Raw genomic sequence first — 21,522 nt, forward strand, 5'->3', positions numbered from 1 at the left:
CGGGGACGGTCCGGTGCGGGACGAAGAGCGCGGCACACGGGAGCTGCCGGCCGGGGACGGGGGTGCCCCCTGGCCGAGCACGGGCGACCTCTCCGGGGAGGCTCCCCGGGACGGTTCCCGGCGCATGGCGGACGGCATCGACGGCATCCCCGAGCAGGCCAGACCGCATCCGGAGGACGACTCCGCGCACACCGCGAGCGACGGTGGCGCGCAGGCCGTACCGCCGGAGGACTCCGGCGGCACCCAAGCCGCCGGCCGCGCGGGAGCCAGGGCTCGGGGAAGGGCTACGGGCGGGACGATGAGCGAGCACGAGCGGTACGCCGAGGACGACGCGCCGAGCGCGAAGCCCGTGCAGGCCGCACAGCACGACCCGGCGGACCGCAGCGGGGCACGGGCGATGTTCGTGGAGCTGCGCGCGCTGAAGGAGGGCAGCCCGGAGTACGCGGAGCTGCGCAATCAGCTGGTCCGTATGCATCTGCCGCTCGTGGAGCACCTGGCGCGCCGCTTCCGCAACCGCGGCGAGCCGCTGGACGACCTCACCCAGGTCGCCACGATCGGTCTGATCAAGTCCGTCGACCGGTTCGACCCGGAGCGCGGCGTGGAGTTCTCCACGTACGCCACCCCGACCGTGGTCGGCGAGATCAAGCGGCACTTCCGGGACAAGGGCTGGGCGGTCCGCGTGCCGCGCCGGCTGCAGGAGCTGCGGCTCGCGCTGACCACGGCGACGGCCGAGCTGTCCCAGCTGCACGGCCGCTCCCCCACGGTCCACGAGCTGGCCGAGAAGCTGGCCATCTCGGAGGAGGAGGTCCTGGAGGGCCTGGAGTCCGCCAACGCCTACTCCACGCTGTCCCTGGACGTCCCCGACACCGACGACGAGTCCCCGGCGGTCGCCGACACCCTCGGCGCGGAGGACGAGGCGCTGGAGGGCGTGGAGTACCGGGAGTCGCTCAAGCCGCTGCTGGAGGACCTCCCGCCGCGGGAGAAGCGGATCCTGCTGCTGCGCTTCTTCGGGAACATGACCCAGTCGCAGATCGCGCAGGAGGTCGGCATCTCCCAGATGCACGTCTCCCGGCTGCTGGCCCGCACGCTGGCCCAGCTGCGCGAGAAGCTGCTGGTGGAGGAGTAGGCGAACGAGCAGGTGGTCCTACTCCGCGCGGCCCGGACCCTTGATGCCGAGGGCCCGGGTCGTCTCGCCGTTGACGAGGAGGACCAGCGCCGCCACGGCGACGACCGCGATGGCGATACCGGCCGGAATGGCCATGCTGTCGGCCTTGAGCAGGTTGTAGGCGATCGGCAGCGCCATGACCTGCGTGATCACCGCGGGACCGCGGCTCCAGCCGCGCCGCAGCAGCAGCCCGCGCGCGGCGAGCAGCGGCAGCAGCGCGAGCACGACGAGGGTGACCCCGAGGGTCACGGCCTGCTGCCGGTCGTCCGGCGACCCGGCAAGCCCGAGCACGAGCACCCACAGCCCACCGGCCCCGAGGGCCACACCCTCCAGCCCGGCCAGCAGCGCGGCATACGTCAACCGACGCGGGCGCGGGCCGACAGCGGCTTCGGTGGTGTCCGGGGCGGGGGTCTGCTCACTGCTCACCCCAGCAGGGTAGCGGGGGTGGTGTCAGCGCCCCGAAGGGGCGGCCCGCACACCAACGGAGTGTCCAGGCTCACGCCCCCACCTCTTACCCGATCCCTACCTCGGTATGGGCCCGGTACCCCCCAGTAGGTACGCTGCCCTCCATGCGTGCACTTCTCGTGGTCAACCCGGCGGCAACCACCACAAGCGCACGCAGGCGTGACGTGCTGATCCACGCGCTGGCGAGCGAGATGAAGCTGGAGGCGGTCACCACCGAGTACCGCGGACACGCCCGCGACCTCGGCCGGCAGGCGGCGGACAGCGACGACATCGACCTGGTCGTGGCCCTCGGCGGCGACGGCACGGTCAACGAGGTCGTCAACGGCCTGCTGCACGCCGGCCCCGACCCGGAGCGCCTGCCCGGCCTCGCCGTCGTACCCGGCGGCTCCACGAACGTCTTCGCCCGCGCCCTGGGCCTGCCCAACGACCCGGTCGAGGCCACCGGCGCCCTGCTGGACGCGCTGCGGGAGGGCCGGGAGCGGGTCGTCGGCCTCGGGCTGGCCTCGGGCACGCCCGGCACCGAGGACGAGGCGGTCCCGGACCGCTGGTTCACCTTCAACGCGGGGCTCGGTTTCGACGCGGGCGTCGTCGGCCGGGTGGAGCAGCAGCGCGAGCGCGGGAAGAAGTCGACGCACGCCTTGTACGTACGTCAGGTCATCCGGCAGTTCCTCGGCGAGCCGAACCGCCGGCACGGCTCGATCACGCTGTCGCGGCCCGGCGAGGACCCGATCGCCGATCTCGTGGTGGCCATAGTCTCGAACACGTCCCCTTGGACGTATCTCGGCAATCGCCCCATGTACACATCACCTAAGGCCTCGTTCGATACCGGCGTCGATGTGCTCGGTCTCAGCCGCCTGTCGACGGCCGCGGTTGCCCGGTATGGCACCCAGTTGCTCACTTCGTCCCCCGAGCGCGGCCCCCATGGTCGACATGTCGTCTCGCTGCATGATCTGGATCAGTTCACCTTGCATTCGAAGGTGCCTCTGCCCCTTCAGATGGACGGTGACCACCTGGGGCTGCGTACGAGCGTGACGTTCACAGGTGTACGCCGCGCACTGCGTGTGATTGTGTGAGCGGAACGGGCAAAAGTCCTTTCACTCGAACGTTTAGGCCAGGATCCACCCCATGGAAGTACGGCTGTGACCCAGTCGACACCGAGGAATCAAAAAAAACTTTCCGGAAGGGGTTGTATCCGTCGCTGAGGTTTGCGAGTCTCTACGTGGCGATCGGGACGGCCCGCAACACCGGCCTCCACTGATCACCGGAACCCCTCTTCAAACCAAGGACCACGCCGGGGAAGACTCGGCGGTCGGCCCTTCACTTGTTGAGGGATTCGTGAAAGCGTTCACATTCACAAGCAACCTGTACGTCATACGTTCAGAGAACCTAGGAGAGGTAGCAGCCATGGACTGGCGTCACAACGCCGTTTGCCGCGAGGAAGACCCCGAGCTCTTCTTCCCCATCGGCAACACCGGTCCTGCGCTGCTGCAGATCGAGGAAGCCAAGGCCGTCTGCCGTCGCTGCCCGGTGATCGAGCAGTGTCTGCAGTGGGCGCTCGAGTCCGGCCAGGACTCCGGCGTCTGGGGTGGTCTCAGCGAGGACGAGCGCCGCGCCATGAAGCGCCGCGCCGCCCGCAACCGGGCTCGTCAGGCCTCCGCCTGACATACCCACCCCTGCTGACAGCCTGAGCTTGGCGGCGCGTGCAGCACGCACGCATCTCCCGCCCCCGAGCCGCAGCGCGCAGTATCCCCCGATGCCGCTAGCGATTGAGCAGAGCAGCAACGAGCACGAGCCTCGGACCGACGACGGTCCGGGGCTTTTTGCTGCGCCCGTCGGCTTCGTGCTGTGCCCGCTCTCCGTATGACAAACGCCCCCTGCCCTACGGCAGTTGGGCTACTTCTGCGCCCGCACCGGAATGTCGAGGATCACCCTGGTCCCCCGCCCCGGCGCCGGGACCATGTCGAAGGAGCCGCCCAGCTCGCCCTCCACCAGGGTGCGTACGATCTGCAGGCCGAGGTTGCCCGAGCGGTGCGGGTCGAAGTCCTCGGGCAGGCCGACCCCGTCGTCCTGGACGGTGACCAGCAGCCGGGCCTCCTTCGTCGTACCGCCCCGGACCGCGGAGACCTCGACCGTGCCGGTGTCGCCCTCACGGAAGCCGTGCTCCAGGGCGTTCTGCAGGACCTCGGTGAGGACCATCGACAGCGGCGTGGCCACCTCGGCGTCGAGGATCCCGAAACGGCCGCTGCGCCGGCCGGTCACCTTGCCCGGCGAGATCTCGGCGACCATCGCCAGCACCCGGTCGGCGATGTCGTCGAACTCCACGCGCTCATCCAGGTTCTGAGACAGCGTCTCATGCACGATCGCGATCGAGCCGACCCGGCGGACGGCCTCCTCCAGGGCTTCCCGGCCGCGCTCGGAGCCGATGCGCCGGGCCTGGAGGCGCAGCAGCGCGGCCACCGTCTGGAGGTTGTTCTTCACCCGGTGGTGGATCTCCCGGATGGTCGCGTCCTTGGTGATCAACTCCCGCTCGCGGCGCCGCAGTTCGGTGACGTCCCGGCACAGCACCAGCGAACCGATCCGGGTGCCCTTGGGCTTGAGCGGGATCGCCCGGAACTGGATGACCCCGTCGTTGGCCTCGATCTCGAACTCGCGCGGCGCCCAGCCGCTGGCCACCTTGGCGAGCGCCTCGTCGACCGGTCCCCGGGTCGGGGCGAGTTCGGCGGTGGTCTGCCCCAGGTGCTGGCCGACCAGGTCGGCGGCGAGGCCGAGGCGGTGGTAGGCGGACAGGGCGTTCGGCGAGGCGTACTGGACGAGGCCGTCCGCGTCGAGCCGGATCAGGCCGTCGCCGACGCGGGGCGCGGCGTCCATGTCGACCTGCTGGTCCGGGAACGGGAAGGAGCCGGCCGCGATCATCTGCGCGAGGTCCGAGGCGCTCTGCAGGTAGGTGAGCTCCAGGCGGCTCGGGGTGCGGACGGTGAGCAGATTGGTGTTGCGGGCGATCACGCCGAGGACGCGGCTCTCCCGCCGTACGGGGATGGACTCGACCCGTACGGGGACCTCTTCGCGCCACTCCGGGTCGCCCTCGCGCACGATCCGGCCCTCGTCCAGCGCCGCGTCCAGCATGGGCCGCCGGCCGCGCGGGACCAGGTGGCCGACCATGTCGTCCTGGTAGGAGGTGGGGCCGGTGTTGGGGCGCATCTGGGCCACCGAGACGTACCGGGTGCCGTCCCGGGTGGGGACCCACAGGACCAGGTCGGCGAAGGAGAGGTCGGAGAGCAGCTGCCACTCCGAGACCAGCAGGTGGAGCCACTCGAGGTCGGAGTCGTCGAGGGCGGTGTGCTGGCGGACCAGTTCGTTCATGGAGGGCACGTCTGCGAGCGTACCCGGACGTTCGAACATGGCCGAAAACCAGTCGCGAGCGGCCCCTGGAACACCCGCGGGCCGCGGCGCCTGGAAGGGACCCTCAACCCTCCCGGCACCGCAGCCCGGAGCATCATCGGCCGTGGGGTGTGCGGTCCCGGTCGGCCGAAGGTCGAGGAGCCGGGGCAGTCAGGGCAGAGAGCTCCGGATCCTCGATCCGCCTTCCTGTGCGGGGAAGACGGAGGCTTGTTCGCACAGAAACGTCGTCGTCGATTGTGGACTAGACCACAACGATGTGTCCATGGTCTTGTCGGCATGCACGACTGATGGCACCCGATGCCACGAAGCCTAGCCCGCCGCGGTCAGCCATGGGGCCAGATGGACAGGGCAATTTCCGCGAGCGCCTCCAGTTCGGCACGGCTCGCGCCGTCGCGGGCCTGCTGGGACATGCCCTGGATCATCGCGCCGGTGTGCCGGGCGAGGGCGGCGGCGTCGGTGCCGGCGGGGAGCCGGCCCGCCACGACGTCCGCCCGGATCCGGGACTCGAGGGCGGCGATGTTCGCGTTGCGCCGCTCGCGCAGCAGCCGCCCCACCTCGGGGCTGGTGCAGTTGGTGGCGGCGTGCACGACCAGGCAGCCGTGCGGGTGGGCGGCGTCGGTGTACTCGGCGGCGGCCTCGCGCAGCAGGCGCTCGACGGCGGCGCGGGCGGTGGGCTCCTCGGCGAGGGCACGATCACCGAAGGCGCCGTAGGTGTCGGTGTAGAGCCGCACGACCTCCTCGAACAGCGTCCGCTTGTCGCCGAAGGCGGCGTAGAGGCTCGGGGCGCCGATGCCCATGATCCTGGTGAGGTCGGCGACGGAGGTGGCCTCGTAGCCGTGCTCCCAGAAGGCCATGAGCGCCTTCTCCAGGGCGGTGGCACGATCGAAGGAGCGCGGGCGGCCACGCGATCTGGAGGTCACCATGAGGGTCATTTTATAGCGGACCTTAGAGAAATGAACCAGCCCCTCCGGAGGCCCGGCTCTGTTAGATTGGTCTAAACCACATAGAGACGTCCAGAGCCCACTTCAGAACGGCAGGCCCAGCGTGGAAGTTGTCATCGTTCCGGACGCCGCGGCGGGCGGCGAGCTCATCGCCGAGGCCATGGCACAGCTGCTGCGACGCAAGCCCGACGCCCTGCTCGGCGTGGCCACCGGCTCCACCCCGCTGCCCATCTACCAGGCGCTGACCGCCAAGGTGCGCTCCGGCGCCGTGGACACCTCGCGGGCGCGCATAGCCCAGCTCGACGAATACGTGGGACTGCCCGCCGAGCACCCCGAGTCCTACCGCTCGGTGCTGCGCCGGGAGGTCCTCGAGCCGCTCGGCATCGGCATGGACAAGTTCCTCGGACCCGACGGCACCGCCGACGACATCCAGGCGGCCTGTGCGGCGTACGACCGCGCGCTCGCCGCGGCCGGCGGGGTGGACCTGCAGCTGCTGGGCATCGGCACCGACGGCCACATCGGCTTCAACGAGCCCTGCTCGTCCCTCGCCTCGCGCACCCGGATCAAGACGCTGACCGAGCAGACCCGGATCGACAACGCCCGCTTCTTCGACGGCGACATCGAGCAGGTCCCGCACCACGTCATCACCCAGGGCATCGGCACCATCCTGGAGGCCCGCCACCTGGTGCTGCTGGCGACCGGCGAGGGCAAGGCGGACGCGGTCGCCGCGACCGTCGAGGGACCGGTCGCCGCCGTCTGCCCGGCCTCGGCGCTCCAGCTGCACCCGCACGCCACGGTGGTCGTCGACGAGCCGGCCGCGGCCAAGCTGAAGCTGGCCGACTACTTCCGGCACACCTACGCGGGCAAGCCGGACTGGCAGGGGATCTGACGCCCAGCCCGCCATCATGGACTAGACCAACCTCGGTCACCACTGTATATAGAGGAGATCACGGAGCGTGCGGGTGGAGTCCTGACAGAAGAACCCGTGCCACGATGTGAGCCGTGGCCGATGTCAGTCGGTCGCTTTCGGCATCCGGAGCCGGGAAGGCAGAGCATGACCACCGACGTCAGCAGTGCGGAGAACGAGGCCGGGACGACCGTGCGTACGGCGCGCGTGCCCAAGTACTACCGCCTGAAGAAGCACCTGCTCGACATGACGGAGACCCAGGCGCCGGGCACGCCGGTCCCGCCCGAGCGCACGCTGGCGGCCGAGTTCGACACCTCCCGCACCACCGTCCGCCAGGCCCTTCAGGAACTGGTGGTCGAGGGCCGGCTGGAGCGCATCCAGGGCAAGGGCACCTTCGTGGCCAAGCCCAAGGTCTCCCAGGCGCTCCAGCTCACCTCCTACACCGAGGACATGCGCGCCCAGGGCCTGGAGCCGACCTCGCAGCTGCTGGACGTCGGCTACATCACCGCCGACGACCGGCTCGCCGGGCTGCTCGACATCGCCGCCGGCGGACGCGTGCTGCGCATCGAGCGGCTGCGCATGGCCAACGGCGAGCCGATGGCCATCGAGACCACCCACCTGAGCGCCAAGCGCTTCCCGGCGCTGCGCCGCTCCCTGGTGAAGTACACGTCCCTCTACACCGCCCTCGCCGAGGTCTACGACGTCCACCTCGCCGAGGCCGAGGAGACCATCGAGACCTCGCTGGCCACCCCGCGCGAGGCGGGCCTGCTCGGCACCGACGTCGGCCTGCCGATGCTCATGCTCTCCCGGCACTCCCTGGACCGCGAGGGCAAGCCCGTGGAGTGGGTGCGGTCGGTGTACCGGGGCGACCGGTACAAGTTCGTGGCGCGGCTCAAGCGCCCGGCGGAGTAAGGCGGCTGGGTCCCGCGGGCCTCCGCCGGGGCCTTCACCAGGGCCTTCACTGAATCGATATACCGATATACGGACGACGTCTTCCACTTCCCTGACACCGTCACCTAGATTGCCTGCGCATTACACAGGTGATCAGCGAGGGGACGGAGAGCCGTGGCATGTCCGATACGTCTGAAGTGAGACCCCCGGTCGTCACACCGGTCCGGGTGATCATCGCCCTGTGTCTGGTCGCGCCCTTCGTGGCGATGCTCTGGGTCGGCTCCTACGCGAAGACGGGCCCCGCCTTCATCGGGATCCCGTTCTTCTACTGGTACCAGATGCTCTGGGTGCTGATCTCCACCGCGCTCACGATGACCGCGTACCAGCTGTGGCAGCGCGACCAGCGCGCCCACGCCTCCCAGGCTTCCCCCGCTTCAGAGACGGGCGGTGAGGCGGAGTGAAGAACGGCGTCAACGGCGTCGCGCTCGGCGTCTTCATCTTCTTCTTCCTGGCCGTCACGGTCATGGGCTTCCTCGCCGCCCGCTGGCGCAGGGCCGAGAACGAGCACTCCCTGGACGAATGGGGCCTGGGCGGACGGTCGTTCGGCACCTGGATCACCTGGTTCCTGCTCGGCGGCGACCTGTACACGGCGTACACCTTCGTCGCCGTACCGGCGGCGATCTACGCGGCGGGCGCGTCCGGCTTCTTCGCGGTGCCGTACACGATCCTGGTCTACCCGCTGATCTTCACCTTCCTGCCGCGCCTGTGGTCGGTCAGCCACCGCCACGGCTACGTCACCACGTCCGACTTCGTCCGGGGCCGCTTCGGCTCCAGGGGCCTGTCGCTGGCGGTGGCGCTGACCGGCATCCTGGCGACGATGCCGTACATCGCGCTCCAGCTCGTCGGCATCCAGGCGGTGCTGGACGTGATGGGCGTCGGCGGGGACAGCAGCACCAACTGGTTCGTACGGGACCTGCCGCTGCTGATCGCCTTCGGTGTGCTCGCGGCGTACACCTACTCGTCCGGTCTGCGCGCCCCCGCCCTGATCGCCTTCGTCAAGGACGCGCTGATCTACATCGTCATCGCGGTGGCGATCATCTACATCCCGATCAAGCTGGGCGGCTTCGACGACGTCTTCGCCAAGGCGGCCCACGCCTTCAGCCAGGTCAACCCGGCCACGGGCAAGCCGCGCGGTGCGCTCGTGCCCCCGGAGGCGGGCCAGTGGACGTACGCCACCCTGGCCCTCGGCTCCGCCCTCGCGCTCTTCATGTACCCGCACTCGATCACCGCGACCCTGTCCTCCAAGAGCCGTGAGGTGATCCGCCGCAACACCACGATCCTGCCGCTGTACTCCCTGATGCTGGGCCTGCTCGCCCTGCTGGGCTTCATGGCGATCGCGGCCGGAGTGAAGGTCAAGAACGGCCAGCTGGCCATCCCGCAGCTCTTCGAGGACATGTTCCCGAGCTGGTTCGCGGGCGTGGCCTTCGCGGCGATCGGCATCGGTGCGCTGGTCCCGGCGGCGATCATGTCGATCGCGGCGGCGAACCTCTTCACCCGCAACATCTACAAGGACTTCATCAAGCCGGACGCGACGCCGAAGCAGGAGGCCCAGGTCTCCAAGGTCGTCTCGCTGCTGGTGAAGGTCGGCGCCCTGGTCTTCGTCCTCACCATGGACAAGACGGTCGCCATCAACTTCCAGCTGCTGGGCGGCATCTGGATCCTGCAGACCTTCCCAGCCCTGGTCGGCGGCCTGTTCACCCGCTGGTTCCACCGCTGGGCGCTGCTCGCCGGCTGGGCGGTCGGCATGGCGTACGGCACGGTCGCCGCGTACGGCGTCGCCTCCCCGACCCAGAAGCACTTCGGCGGCTCGGCGAAGGAGATCCCCGGCATCGGCGAGATCGGCTACATCGGCCTCACGGCGTTCGTCCTCAACGTCGTGGTCACCGTGGTCCTCACCTTCGCCCTGAAGGCCCTGAAGGCCCCGGAGGGCACCGACGAGACCAAGCCGGAGGACTACACGGCGGACGCGGGAGACCCCGGGGTGCAGGTGGAACTGCCGCCGGCCACCGCGGGCGCCAGTCACTGAACGACTGTCGTACGACGGGCCGCCGGAGGAAAAACCGGCGGCCCGTTGTCGTACCCCTCCGGCACACTCGGTGCCATGGACTTCGTGATCCGGAAGGTGACCCCGGGCGACTACGAAAGCCTCGGCGAGGTCACCGCCCAGGCCTACCTCCAGGACGGTCTCCTCGACTTCGGGGAGAGCGACGCGTACCTCGGTGAACTGAGGGACGTGGCCAAGCGCGCCGCCGACGCGGACGTACTCGTGGCCACGCAGAACGACACCCTCCTCGGCGGGGTCACCTTCGTTCCGTCCCCCGGACCCATGGCCGACATCGCACGCCCCGGAGAGGCCGAGATACGGATGCTCGCCGTGGCCCACGCGGCGCGTGGCCGGGGCGTCGGCGAGGCTCTCGTGCGGGCCTGCGTCGACCGCGCGCGGGCCACCGAGGGCTGCCGGGCCGTCGTCCTGTCCACCCAGCGCACCATGCACGCCGCCCACCGCATCTACGAACGGCTGGGTTTCGTTCGCACGCCCGAGCGGGACTGGAATCCGCTGCCGGGGCAGCTCGACATCACTCTGCTCACCTACGAGTTGACGCTCCGACACCGCCACGACACAACATCTGGGGGTGTCACGACAGCCCGGCACTAGATGTATGCTCGTGCTCGCTGTCGCCGCAGGGGAATCCGGTGCGAATCCGGAACTGTCCCGCAACGGTGTACTCGCGTGCGTTCGCACGCCCGTGTCAGTCCGAGGACCTGCCGGCAGCGCGCGCCCGGCCGTCCGGTCCGGGTGCCTTCCGACGTCCGGGCCTCGCGGAATGGGCCGGTGGACTCGGGCGCCGTCTGCGCTCGTGGCTGCCCCCTGCCCGCCCGCGAGGCCCCCGTGCCGAGCGAGGGAGAGCCCCACGTGACCATCGCGCCAGCAGACCCGGCTTCAGCCGGCGGCATGTCAGCCGGCGGCCTGGAGACCGACGGTCCCGGCACCGCGCTGCTGCGGACCCTGACCGAGCTGACCGCCGACCTGCCCGACGCCGACCCCGGCCGGGTCGCCGCCGCCGCGCTGCGCGGCCGGTCGGCGAAGGCCGACGAGTCGGAGCTGCGCGAGCTGGCCACGGAGGCCGCCGCCGGGCTCATCTCGGAGGACCCCGCCTACTCCCGGCTCGCCGCCCGGCTGCTGACCATCTCCATCCGCGCCGAGGCCGCCTCGCAGGGCGTGACGTCCTTCACCGGGTCCGTGGCCGTGGGACACCGCGAGGGGCTCATCGCCGACCGGACCGCCGAGTTCGCGCGGCTGCACGCCGAGCGGCTCGACGCGCTGGTCGACCGGCAGGCGGACGACCGCTTCGGCTACTTCGGCCTGCGGACGCTCTACAGCCGCTACCTGCTGCGGCACCCGATCACCCGCAAGGTCATCGAGACGCCCCAGCACTTCATGCTGCGGGTGGCGAGCGGGCTCGCCGAGGACGACACCGTCCGGTCCGTGGACGAAGTGGCCGCGCTCTACGGGCTCATGAGCCGGCTCGACTACCTCCCGTCCTCCCCCACGCTCTTCAACTCCGGCACCCGGCACCCGCAGATGTCGTCCTGCTACCTCCTCGACTCCCCGCTGGACGAGCTGGACTCCATCTACGACCGCTACCACCAGGTGGCCCGGCTCTCCAAGCACGCCGGCGGCATCGGCCTTTCGTACTCCCGGATCCGCAGCCGCGGTTCGCTGATCCGCGGGACCAACGGGCACTCCAACGGCATCGTGCCGTTCCTGAAGACCCTGGACGCCTCGGTGGCCGCCGTGAACCAGGGCGGCCGGCGCAAGGGTGCCGCCGCCGTCTACCTGGAGACCTGGCACTCCGACATCGAGGAGTTCCTGGAGCTGCGGGACAACACCGGTGAGGACGCCCGCCGTACGCACAACCTGAACCTCGCGCACTGGGTACCGGACGAGTTCATGCGCCGGGTCAATGCCGACGAGCAGTGGTCGCTGTTCTCCCCGGCGGACGTGCCCGAGCTGGTGGACCTGTGGGGCGAGGAGTTCGACGCCGCCTACCGCAAGGCCGAGCAGGCGGGCCTCGCGAAGAAGACCATCCCGGCCCGGGAGCTGTACGGCCGGATGATGCGCACCCTCGCGCAGACCGGCAACGGCTGGATGACCTTCAAGGACGCGGCCAACCGCACCGCCAACCAGACGGCCCTGCCGGGGCACGTGGTCCACTCCTCCAACCTCTGCACGGAGATCCTGGAGGTCACCGACGACGGGGAGACGGCGGTCTGCAACCTGGGCTCCGTGAACCTCGGTGCCTTCGTCGACACGGCGACCGGGGACATCGACTGGGAGCGGCTGGACGAGACCGTCCGCACCGCCGTGACCTTCCTCGACCGCGTGGTCGACATCAACTTCTACCCGACCGAGCAGGCGGGACGGTCCAACGCCAAGTGGCGGCCCGTCGGCCTCGGCGCGATGGGCCTGCAGGACGTCTTCTTCAAGCTGCGCCTGCCCTTCGACTCCCCGGAGGCCAAGGCCCTGTCCACGCGGATCGCCGAGCGGATCATGCTCGCCGCGTACGAGGCCTCCGCCGACCTCGCCGAGCGCAGCGGCCCGCTGCCGGCGTGGGAGAAGACCCGTACGGCCCGGGGTGTGCTGCACCCCGACCACTACGGCGTCGAGCTGACCTGGCCCGAGCGGTGGGAGGCGCTGCGCAGCCGTATCGCCGAGGTCGGCATGCGCAACTCCCTGCTGCTGGCCATCGCGCCCACCGCCACCATCGCCTCGATCGCGGGCGTGTACGAGTGCATCGAGCCGCAGGTGTCGAACCTGTTCAAGCGCGAGACGCTGTCCGGTGAGTTCCTGCAGGTCAACTCGTACCTGGTGAACGACCTTAAGGAACTGGGCGTCTGGGACGCCCGCACCCGGGAGGCGCTGCGCGACTCGAACGGCTCGGTGCAGGGCTTCGCCTGGATCCCCGAGGACGTGCGCGCCCTGTACCGCACGGCGTGGGAGATCCCGCAGCGCGGGCTGATCGACATGGCGGCGGCCCGTACCCCGTTCCTGGACCAGTCCCAGTCCCTGAACCTCTTCATGGAGACGCCGACCATCGGCAAGCTCTCCTCGATGTACGCGTACGCCTGGAAGTCGGGCCTGAAGACGACGTACTACCTGCGCTCCCGCCCGGCGACCCGGATCGCCCGCGCGGCCCAGGGCCAGGCGCAGACCAAGACCCCCATCCCCGTGCAGCAGGCCGCCGACCCCGACGCCGTCGCCTGCTCCCTTGAGAACCCCGAGTCCTGCGAGGCCTGCCAGTAATGCCCACCCGTCGCCCGACCACCACCCCTGATGGACGGCGCTCCGCGCCGACTGCGCCAACCCGCAATGCCAACCTCCTCGACCCGGGCTTCGAGCTGACCCTGCGTCCCATGCGCTACCCGGACTTCTACGAGCGCTACCGGGACGCGATCAAGAACACCTGGACCGTGGAGGAGGTCGACCTCCACTCGGACGTCGCCGACCTCGCGAAGCTGACGCCCGAGGAGCAGCACCTCATCGGCCGCCTGGTCGCCTTCTTCGCGACCGGTGACTCGATCGTGGCCAACAACCTGGTGCTGACGCTCTACAAGCACATCAACTCCCCCGAGGCGCGGCTGTACCTGAGCCGTCAGCTCTTCGAGGAGGCCGTGCACGTCCAGTTCTATCTGACGCTGCTGGACACCTACCTCCCCGACCCGGACGACCGGGCGGCGGCCTTCGCGGCCGTGGAGAACATCCCGTCCATCCGCGAGAAGGCGCAGTTCTGCTTCAAGTGGATCAACGAGGTGGAGAAGCTGGAGCGGCTGGAGACGAAGGCCGACCGCCGTCGCTTCCTGCTCAACCTCATCTGCTTCGCCGCGTGCATCGAGGGCCTGTTCTTCTACGGCGCCTTCGCGTACGTCTACTGGTTCCGCAGCCGGGGCCTGCTGCACGGTCTGGCGACCGGCACCAACTGGGTGTTCCGCGACGAGACGATGCACATGAGCTTCGCCTTCGACGTGGTCGACACGGTCCGCAAGGAGGAGCCGGAGCTGTTCGACGACGAGCTGGGGCAGCAGGTCACCGACATGCTGCGGGAGGCCGTCGAGGCGGAGCTGCAGTTCGCGCGGGACCTGTGCGGCGACGGCCTGCCGGGCATGAACACCGAGTCGATGCGGCAGTACCTGGAGTGCGTCGCCGACCAGCGCCTCACCCGCCTCGGGTTCGCCCCGGTGTACGGCTCGGAGAACCCGTTCTCCTTCATGGAGCTGCAGGGCGTCCAGGAGCTGACGAACTTCTTCGAGCGCCGCCCGTCGGCGTACCAGGTGGCGGTGGAGGGCACCGTCGACCTGGACGAGGACTTCTGAGCCGGGCCGCGGCACGTCCGCCGGCGCGCGTTCCGGGCCGTGAGGCCGCCGGAGCGCGCGCCGGTACCAGGCGTCCTACCAAGGCATCGGCCTCAGCAGCAGGTTGTGCGGGCGCAGCGTGATGCCCACCCGGGTGCTGTCGTCCGACCCCGCCACCTGCTCGAAGCGGTACTTCGCCGAGACCGCCGCCGTGATCAGGCTCAGCTGGGCCATGGAGAAGTGGTCGCTGGGGCACTTGCGGTTGCCGACGCTGAAGGGGCTCATGGCGTACTTCGGCACCTGCGCGGCCCGCTCCGGCAGCCACCGGTCGGGGTCGAAGTCGAGATGGCGGTCGTAGGAACGGGCGTCGCGCTGGATCGCGTAGGGGCTGTAGACGATGTCCGCCCCAGCCGGAATGCGATAGTCACCGAGCGCCGTGTCGGTCACCGCGCGCCGGGTCAGAATCCATACGGCCGGCCTGAGCCGCATGGCCTCGACGACGACATTGTTGGTGTGCGTGAGTGAGCGGACGTGTGGGAATCCGACGGGCCGGCCACCGGTCACGGATTCGACCTCGGTCCGTACCTTCTCGGCGTGTTCCGGATGTTCCGCGAGCACCTGGAGCAGCCACATGATCGTGGACGCCACTGTTTCGCTGCCGGGGGTGAGTATCGCCACGACCTGGTCGTGGATCTCCTGTTCCCCGATGGGCTCGCCATTGTCGTCCTTTGCCTCCAGCAATGCCGTCAGCAAATCGTCCGGCTTTTGACCAGATGCCCTCCGCTCGGCGACGATCTCGTCCACCAGCAGATGCAAATCGGCCAGCGCCCGGTTGAATTCGCGGTTGGCCGGGAACGGCAGCCGGTACAGCGGCCCGAGCGGGATGACCATCCGCCGGTACATGCCGCGGAAGACGGTGGCGAGGTCGACGCTGAGCCGCTCGGCGCGCTCGTCCATGTACTCGCCGCGCAGCAGGCAGCGGGCGGCGATGCGGACGGCCACCCGGAAGGACTCGGAGGTGCAGTCGACGGTCTCGCCGGGCCGCCAGCGCTCGGTCAGCGCGTGCGCCTCCTCCTCCATGACCGGCCCGTAGTCCGGGATCGCGTCCAGCCGGAACGCGGGCTGGATGGTGCGCCGCTGGCGGCGGTGCCGGGGGCCGTTGGCGGTGGCCACGCCCTCCTTGCCGAGCAGCCCCTCCAGGGACTCCCACAGGGGTCCGTCGATCTTGAAGTCGGGGCTGAGCGCGAGTGCGCCGGTGAGCTCCGGGGTGGTGACGGCGTACACCGTCTTGGGGCCGAGCTTGAGGCGTACGACGTCGCCGTGGTCGCGGAGCCCGGACATGAACGCGAGCGGGTCGCGGACCAGTTTCAGGCCGTGCCCGAGGCCCGGCAGGGCGCCCCCGGCCAGGGGCGGTTCACGCAGTTCGGTCGCGGTCTCGGGGGTCAGGGGCCTTACCGACTCGACGGTCATTACTCACCTGCCGCTTCGTTCGTGACGTACGGGGGCGTGGACCGGTCGTCCCAGGTGTCGACCATGTACCGGCCGGACTCGTGGTGGAACCAGTAGACGGCGCTGAACCAGTTCCGCATATTGCCGACGCAGGCGTGCACCGCGGCGCTCAGCTCCTTTCCGCGGAGGGTGCCGTCGGCCAGACTGTCGGCGAACCGGAGGGCGTCCTGTTCGACCTGGAGGAATTCACTGATGCATTCCTCGACGCGCCGCCTCACTTCGTCCACCGATTCCTCGAGAGTCAGCCCCTCATGGAGGATGAGACTGATGCCGAGATTGTGGACCTCGTCGCCCGCTATTTCCTTGGGCAGCGAGCACAGATCGTTGTACCAGGCGGCGAATTCCTGACTGAGCAGCGCGGCCCGGCGATAGGCCGGGTTTTTCCGCACGAATGCCGGGAGTTCATATCCGGCGCTAGGCTCCAGCAGGTCCGTCCATATCCAGTGCGCGAAGGTGTGCCGGCGCAGGGCGAGGTATTCCTCGACGCCGGGCACGTATCCCTGGACGCGGTTGCGGAACTCGCGGTCGTAGGCCTCGATCACCGCGTGGAAGTGCCGGGCGAACCGCTGGTTCCAGGTGCGCGGCAGGAAGCCGTACAGCCGCAGCACGCTGTCCGCGAAGGCGGCGAGCAGCGGGTCCGGGTGGTGCAGATGGTGCCGGGGTGCGTCGAGGGCCGCGTGCAGGCGGTGCCTGAGGCGCCGCCAGTCGCCGGCCCGGCCGTGGACGACGTACCGGTCGTGGCGGTCGTCCCAGACGAAGAACCACGCGCTGTAGTCGGCTATGGCCTGCAGGACCTCGTCGGGGGCGCCGAGGTAGTAGCCCGCCATGAGGTCGGTGTAGCACAGTCCGTCGGCATATTCCTGCACCTTGTCCGCCGGCATGAGCCGTTTTTCCAGGAGCCAGACCCGTGTCTTCTCCTGGAGTCGCGGCCAATACGGGTGCAGTCGCCGAGGAAAGGCGGACTCGATCACCGGGAGTGCCAGTGACGGTGGTACTACCACCGCCGTCCGTGTCGCTGTGGTGCTGTGTGGGAAAGCATGCACGTACAAACCCCTCTCAGCCGCCAGGAACGCACACCCTCCCGGTCGTGCCGGGCGTGCGCCGTTGCGTATCCCCGCACTTACATTCAGCACCACAACTGACCGCGTTGGGAACGGATTTGCTTCACTCACCACCCCAAGATGCCGAGAATCCCCCCTTGTGTGACTGATTAAGGATCACTAGGAGGCCGGAAGGGATCGGTTGTACGACGCACGGATGAGCGAGGCGGGTCATGCGAAGGGCGCCCGGCCGGGAGCGGTCCCGGCCGGGCGCCCCAAGTCCCCGGCGTGCCCTAGTCGTTGGCGACCACGGGATAGCGTGGCTCGTTCTCGGCCATCTGCCGCAGCGCGTCCTTGCGGTCCCGCTTGGACAGCCGGTCGATGTACAGATAGCCGTAGAGGTGGTCGGTCTCGTGCTGCAAACACCGTGCGAAGTAGCCGGTGCCCCGGACCTTGACCGGGTTGCCCCGCTCGTCCTGGCCGGTCACCTCGGCGTAGTCGGGGCGGGCGAGCGGCGCGTAGGCCGTCGGCACGGACAGGCAGCCCTCGTTGCTGTCGTCCAGCCGGCGCCGGTCGGCGGGCAGCTCGACCAGCTTCGGGTTGCACACCACGCCGGTGTGCCGGACGCCCTCGTCGTCGGGGCAGTCGTAGACGAAGACCTTCAGGTCGACACCGATCTGGTTGGCGGCCAGGCCCACGCCCTCGGCGGTGCGCTGGCTGGCGAACATGTCGGCGACGAGCTGCTGCAGCTCCTCGCCGAACTCGGTGACGTCCTTGCACTCCTTGTGCAGCACCGGATTGCCGACGACCGTGATCGGCCGCGAGGTCCCGCGCTCCCGCCAGGCCTTCTCGCGCTCCTCGCAGTCCTCCGTGTCGACGACGTACCCCTCGTCGTCGACGGGGAGCACGCCCGCGTGCTGCTGATCGGTGTCCTGCTGCGCCATGACCGACGTACGCCTTCCTGCAAACCTGGGAAAAGTCTCGGGTACAGCCTAAAGGCGACGGCTGGTCATCGGCGGCTCAGCAAACCTCTTCGAGATCCCGCCAGTCCCTGGAGTCCGGGCTGTCCGCGACCCACCCGTCCAGCAACCCCCGCACCAGCGAAGCCGGCGCGGCCACCCCGCACTCCCGCTCCGGCACCCACAGCTGCCCGTCCGTCCGGTGGCCCAGCGGCCCGGGATGACCGGGCTCGCTGTGATCATGCGGGTCCAGGTGCTCCCCTTCGCCCTCGTCGGACGGCATCCGGGACTCGGAACACATCCGGCACAGCAGCCGCACCGAGGAGGACCAGTCCTCCGCGGCGAACCCCGCGTCCGCGGCCAGCTGCTCCAGCGCGTCCCGGTCCGCCTCGGTGGCCGCCTCCAGCAGGACCACCCAGGTCGGCACGGGCGAGGGGGCCCACAGCTCGATCTCGTCGAAGACCGGGTAGGCGTGCCCGGTGGACGTCGTGCGCTCGCCGTGCGGGACGCCGTCGTGCAGCACCACCTCGCCCCAGCGTCGCCCGGACGAGGGAAGCGGGATGGACAGCACCTCGATCCGCGCCGGGTCCAGCCTGCGGCCCCACACGACCTCGGCCTCGCCCTCCGGGGAGAGCCGTACCGCCGCGCTGCCGAGCTCCATGCCGGCCGGTTCCCCGGCCACGGTGGCGCCGCCGGGCACCTTCAGGCCGTACGCCTGCCAGGCGCGGCGGGCCAGCGGCCAGTCCTGCAGCGCGGTGGCCGCGATGCCGACGTTCCACCAGTCGGGCGCCCCGGCCTCCCGGTCCAGCAGGGCGACCGCCCGGAGCCCCGCGGCCCGCGCCTGCTCCCAGTCGTGCCGGAACTTGTGCAGCAGGGCGAGGTTGAACCAGGACTCCGACAGCCAGGGCTCCAGATCGGCGGCCCGTGTCAGCAGCTCGCCCGCGTCCTCGTACCGGCCGTCGCCGATGAGCGTGAACGCACGGTCGGTGGCCTGCCGCCAGGAGGCGGAGGGCCGGTGCCGTCCCTTGCCGAAGATCCTCACGATTCCCGCCTGCCAGTTCCAGTTCCACCCATGGGCTGGCTTGTGCCCCCGGACACCCTCTCCCTCGCATCCAACCACGTACGGCGGGAAAGGCGCTCATTACCCATGGGTTACCCAGCCCGGAGCGGGGTCAGACAGTGCCGTGCGTCTTCCGTCGCCCGCCACCGGCGCGCTCTCCCGCCAGGTCCGTGGCCGCGCCAGCACCCGGGCGAGGGACTCCACCACCTCAGGAGCGTAGTCACCGGCGGTACCGAGGCGCAGCTCCTCCAGCGCCCGCAGGGGCCCCTCGGGGCCCGCGTCCCGGGCCTTCTCCTCGTAGGCGTTCACGGCCCGGATGATGCGGGCCGGGACGGGCTGTTCGCGGTAGGGGTCCGCCTGCCGTTCCACCATCACGGCGACGGCCGCGGACACCCCGGTCTGCCGTACGACCGCCCCGCCGAGCAACGCGATCCGCCGCTGCTCCGCGGCGGGCAGACCCGCGGTGGCGCCGCCCGGGACCGGGTCGACCAGGCTGAGCTGGCCGATGTCGTGCATGAGGGCCGCGTACTCCAGAACGGTCAGTTCACCCCCGGTCAGGCCGAGGTCCCGGCCGACGGCGAGGCTGAGCGCGGCCACGCGGCGGGCGTGCCCGGCGGGGGTGCAGCCGGCGATCTCGGTGGCGCGGGCGAGGGAGGCGATGGTCTGCCGGTAGGTGGCGCGCACGGCGGCGTACCGGCGCAGGGACAGCTGGGTGAGCAGCAGGGGCAGGCAGAACACGGGCAGCGCCCACAGCCCGGCGACGGCGACCCCGAGCGCCATCACCGCGCCGGTCGCGCAGACGGCGGAGCCGATGCCGAGCAGCCCGCGCAGCTCCTCGCGCAGCAGCGGGCCGAACGGCCAGCGGGTGCGGGAGTGGGCGAGGGCGGCGGCCAGGACGGCGTCGCACAGGGCGGTGAGGCAGAGCAGCGCGACCAGCAGGAGGGCCTGGGCGGGGCCGCTCCAGGAGGCGAACAGGCCCCGGTGGCAGAGGGGTTGGAAGCAGACGGCGGCGAAGCCGACGGTGAGTACGCGGCGGGCCAGATGGTCGAGGGTGGGGGTGCGTCCGTGCCAGATGTGCGGGACGGCGCCGAGCAGGGCGGCGGCGAGGACCACGGTGACGACCTGCGCCGCGTCGTGCTGCGTGGGCCGCCCGGCATCCGCTCCGAGCAGGGCGTACGACAGCGAGCCGGCGGTGGCGAGGGGCGCGGCCTGCCGTACCGGGGCGCCGCTCCAGCGGGTCAGCTCGCCGACGGCTATGAGCACCCCGAAGGCGAGCGCGACGTCCCGTTCGTGCAGCCCGGTCCACAGGGTGACGGCCAGGGAGCCGGCCGCGACGAGGGCGGCGGCGCCGTGGACGGCCCGCAGGGCGGTCATCGGGGTGCCCCGGTGACCGGTTCCCGGACCTGGCCGTCGGACGCGGACTCGTCGGCGGTGACCGTGGGGTGCCAGCCCCATCGGGCCAGCGCCCGGACGAGCGCGCCGACCATGCGCGGGTCGAACTGCGCGCCGGCGCACCGCTCCAGCTCGGCCACGGCCGCCTCGACCGGGCGGCCCCGGCGGTAGGAACGGGTGGAGGTCATCGCGTCGAAGGCGTCGGCGACGGCGACGATCCGGGCGCACTCGGGGATCCGGTCGCCGACGAGGCCGTAGGGGTAGCCGCTGCCGTCGAGGCGTTCGTGGTGGTGCAGGATCGCGGCGCGGGCCTCGCCCAGGAAGGAGATCCCGCGGACCATCTCATGGCCGTACTCGGGGTGCAGTTCGATGATCCGGCGTTCCTCCGGGGTCAGCGGGCCGTCCTTGCGCAGCAGCCTGGTGGGGACGCCGAGCTTGCCGACGTCGTGCAGGATCCCGGCGAACCGCAGCACCTCGACGCGGTCGTCGTCCATGCCGAGTTCGCGGGCGATCAGCACGGAGGCCTGGCCGACGCGTTCGCTGTGGCCGCGGGTGTAGCCGTCCTTGATGTCCACGGCCTGGACCAGGGCGCGGATGGTGGCCTGGTGGGCGGCGCGTTCGCGGTGGTACTGGGCGAAGATCCACCAGGAGACGCACATCGGCAGCAGCACGAGCAGGGCCGCGACCGGGCCGTACGGGCTGCGCCACAGCACGGCCATCATCAGCCCGGCGAGCCCGTGCACCGCGACCGGCGCGAGGGAGCGCGACAGCAGCCCGCGCCAGGCCCGGCGCAGCGGGACGCCGAGGGCGGCCGCGCGGATGCCGCCGTCGAGGGCGGTGAGGATCAGGCAGAAGGCGAGGACGGCCGCGCCGGCGGGCAGCAGCGCGTAGGGGAAGTCGGAGGCGACGACCGCGTCCCGGCCGCCGAGCGCCCAGTGCACCCGGGCGGCGCCCCACACGGCGAGCGCGGGCCGCGCGGCCCGCCAGACGCGGCGCGGCCACGCGGGCCCGTGGTCACCCGGCCGGAGCAGGGCCGCGGGCAGCAGGGCCGCGGGCAGCGGGACCAGCGCGGCGGCCGGCGGCGGCAGCAGGAACGCCCCGGCGAGGAGCACGGGGTAGAAGGTGCCGCCGAAGCGCCGGCGGACGACGTGCTCGCAGGCGGTGTAGAGCGCGGCGAGCAGGCCGAGCGCCCACCAGGGGGTGCGTACCGTCGCCAGCGGCAGCAGGCAGAGCAGCGCCAGCAGGGCGGCGGCGGTCACACAGCCGCGTGCCCTCGCCGGTACCGCCTCCATCGCGCTCCCCTCCTCGACCATGCCTGTCCAGGCTCGGAGCGTAGGGCGGGGATCGGGGGTGCGGGGTCTACGACCTGAGGATTAGCACGTT

19 protein-coding genes and 1 riboswitch are annotated in these 21,522 nt (G+C 70.7%); of the genes, 10 read left to right on the forward strand and 9 right to left on the reverse strand.

Annotated elements, in window-relative coordinates; translation table 11 throughout:
- Positions 1–13: 13 nt before the first annotated feature.
- The gene (locus ABB07_RS13100; RefSeq protein WP_208898882.1) at positions 14–1,126 is read left to right on the forward strand and encodes an RNA polymerase sigma factor SigF; all 1,113 of its coding nucleotides are present in this window, start codon (positions 14–16) and stop codon (positions 1,124–1,126) included.
- An 18-nt stretch (positions 1,127–1,144) separates the two neighbouring features.
- On the opposite strand, the gene ABB07_RS13105 is transcribed toward ABB07_RS13100, so the two are convergent.
- Positions 1,145–1,591 (reverse strand): hypothetical protein, encoded by a 447-nt coding sequence (locus ABB07_RS13105; protein ID WP_208898883.1) that lies wholly within the window; start codon positions 1,589–1,591, stop codon positions 1,145–1,147.
- Between the two features lie 143 nt (positions 1,592–1,734).
- Between ABB07_RS13105 and ABB07_RS13110 the strand changes: the two genes are divergently transcribed.
- Together ABB07_RS13110 and ABB07_RS13115 are read left to right on the forward strand one after the other, a co-directional pair.
- Positions 1,735–2,703: a diacylglycerol/lipid kinase family protein gene (locus ABB07_RS13110; RefSeq protein ID WP_208898884.1), complete on the forward strand. Its 969-nt coding sequence runs from the start codon at positions 1,735–1,737 to the stop codon at positions 2,701–2,703.
- A gap of 331 nt (positions 2,704–3,034) precedes the next feature.
- Positions 3,035–3,292: a WhiB family transcriptional regulator gene (locus ABB07_RS13115; RefSeq protein ID WP_003992873.1), complete on the forward strand. Its 258-nt coding sequence runs from the start codon at positions 3,035–3,037 to the stop codon at positions 3,290–3,292.
- A 231-nt stretch (positions 3,293–3,523) separates the two neighbouring features.
- Here ABB07_RS13115 and ABB07_RS13120 read toward each other — a convergent pair whose 3' ends face one another.
- Both ABB07_RS13120 and ABB07_RS13125 read right to left on the reverse strand, forming a co-directional pair.
- Positions 3,524–4,990, reverse strand: coding sequence for a sensor histidine kinase (locus ABB07_RS13120; RefSeq protein WP_208903416.1), 1,467 nt, complete (start codon positions 4,988–4,990; stop codon positions 3,524–3,526).
- Between the two features lie 362 nt (positions 4,991–5,352).
- Positions 5,353–5,952 carry a TetR/AcrR family transcriptional regulator gene (locus tag ABB07_RS13125; RefSeq protein WP_244189342.1) on the reverse strand — a complete coding sequence of 200 codons (600 nt, stop codon included), beginning with the start codon at positions 5,950–5,952 and terminating at the stop codon, positions 5,353–5,355.
- 121 nt (positions 5,953–6,073) lie between these two features.
- Here ABB07_RS13125 and nagB point away from each other — a divergent pair, with 121 nt between their 5' ends.
- The 7 genes from nagB to ABB07_RS13160 all read left to right on the forward strand — a co-directional run bounded on the left by nagB (position 6,074) and on the right by ABB07_RS13160 (position 14,200).
- Entirely contained in the window at positions 6,074–6,859 is a 786-nt protein-coding gene (nagB, locus tag ABB07_RS13130; protein ID WP_208898886.1) for a glucosamine-6-phosphate deaminase, read from the forward strand.
- A 165-nt stretch (positions 6,860–7,024) separates the two neighbouring features.
- Positions 7,025–7,789 (forward strand): GntR family transcriptional regulator, encoded by a 765-nt coding sequence (locus tag ABB07_RS13135; RefSeq protein WP_055705994.1) that lies wholly within the window; start codon positions 7,025–7,027, stop codon positions 7,787–7,789.
- A 158-nt stretch (positions 7,790–7,947) separates the two neighbouring features.
- Positions 7,948–8,229, forward strand: a complete 282-nt coding sequence (locus ABB07_RS13140) for a DUF3311 domain-containing protein (protein WP_208898887.1) — start codon at positions 7,948–7,950, stop codon at positions 8,227–8,229.
- Positions 8,226–9,854 (forward strand): monocarboxylate uptake permease MctP, encoded by a 1,629-nt coding sequence (gene mctP, locus ABB07_RS13145; RefSeq protein ID WP_208898888.1) that lies wholly within the window; start codon positions 8,226–8,228, stop codon positions 9,852–9,854. The genes ABB07_RS13140 and mctP overlap by 4 nt, the downstream gene beginning before the upstream one ends.
- A gap of 75 nt (positions 9,855–9,929) precedes the next feature.
- The gene (locus ABB07_RS13150; RefSeq protein ID WP_208898889.1) at positions 9,930–10,484 is read left to right on the forward strand and encodes a GNAT family N-acetyltransferase; all 555 of its coding nucleotides are present in this window, start codon (positions 9,930–9,932) and stop codon (positions 10,482–10,484) included.
- A gap of 4 nt (positions 10,485–10,488) precedes the next feature.
- Positions 10,489–10,613: riboswitch (cobalamin riboswitch) on the forward strand.
- A gap of 129 nt (positions 10,614–10,742) precedes the next feature.
- Positions 10,743–13,133 (forward strand): ribonucleoside-diphosphate reductase subunit alpha, encoded by a 2,391-nt coding sequence (locus tag ABB07_RS13155; protein ID WP_208898890.1) that lies wholly within the window; start codon positions 10,743–10,745, stop codon positions 13,131–13,133.
- 110 nt (positions 13,134–13,243) lie between these two features.
- Positions 13,244–14,200: a ribonucleotide-diphosphate reductase subunit beta gene (locus ABB07_RS13160; RefSeq protein ID WP_208898891.1), complete on the forward strand. Its 957-nt coding sequence runs from the start codon at positions 13,244–13,246 to the stop codon at positions 14,198–14,200.
- Between the two features lie 75 nt (positions 14,201–14,275).
- Here the strand turns inward: ABB07_RS13160 and ABB07_RS13165 are convergent, their stop codons facing one another.
- The 6 genes from ABB07_RS13165 to ABB07_RS13190 all read right to left on the reverse strand — a co-directional run bounded on the left by ABB07_RS13165 (position 14,276) and on the right by ABB07_RS13190 (position 21,431).
- A complete protein-coding gene (locus ABB07_RS13165; protein ID WP_208898892.1) occupies positions 14,276–15,649 on the reverse strand; it encodes a bifunctional albaflavenone monooxygenase/terpene synthase in 1,374 nt (457 codons plus the stop codon).
- On the reverse strand, positions 15,649–16,731 hold the full coding sequence (gene cyc1 / locus ABB07_RS13170) for an epi-isozizaene synthase (protein WP_208898893.1): 1,083 nt from the start codon (positions 16,729–16,731) through the stop codon (positions 15,649–15,651). The genes ABB07_RS13165 and cyc1 overlap by 1 nt, the downstream gene beginning before the upstream one ends.
- Positions 16,732–17,021: 290 nt before the next feature.
- Entirely contained in the window at positions 17,022–17,672 is a 651-nt protein-coding gene (def, locus tag ABB07_RS13175) for a peptide deformylase (RefSeq protein WP_208898894.1), read from the reverse strand.
- A 76-nt stretch (positions 17,673–17,748) separates the two neighbouring features.
- On the reverse strand, positions 17,749–18,729 hold the full coding sequence (locus ABB07_RS13180) for a hypothetical protein (RefSeq protein ID WP_055706004.1): 981 nt from the start codon (positions 18,727–18,729) through the stop codon (positions 17,749–17,751).
- A gap of 99 nt (positions 18,730–18,828) precedes the next feature.
- On the reverse strand, positions 18,829–20,121 hold the full coding sequence (locus tag ABB07_RS13185) for an HD-GYP domain-containing protein (protein WP_208898895.1): 1,293 nt from the start codon (positions 20,119–20,121) through the stop codon (positions 18,829–18,831).
- Positions 20,118–21,431: an HD-GYP domain-containing protein gene (locus ABB07_RS13190; RefSeq protein ID WP_208903417.1), complete on the reverse strand. Its 1,314-nt coding sequence runs from the start codon at positions 21,429–21,431 to the stop codon at positions 20,118–20,120. The genes ABB07_RS13185 and ABB07_RS13190 overlap by 4 nt, the downstream gene beginning before the upstream one ends.
- Positions 21,432–21,522: the final 91 nt, after the last annotated feature.

Origin of the sequence: Streptomyces incarnatus (genome assembly GCF_001027185.1) — a bacterium.
In the GTDB taxonomy this organism is placed as follows: Bacteria; Actinomycetota; Actinomycetes; order Streptomycetales; family Streptomycetaceae; genus Streptomyces; species Streptomyces puniciscabiei.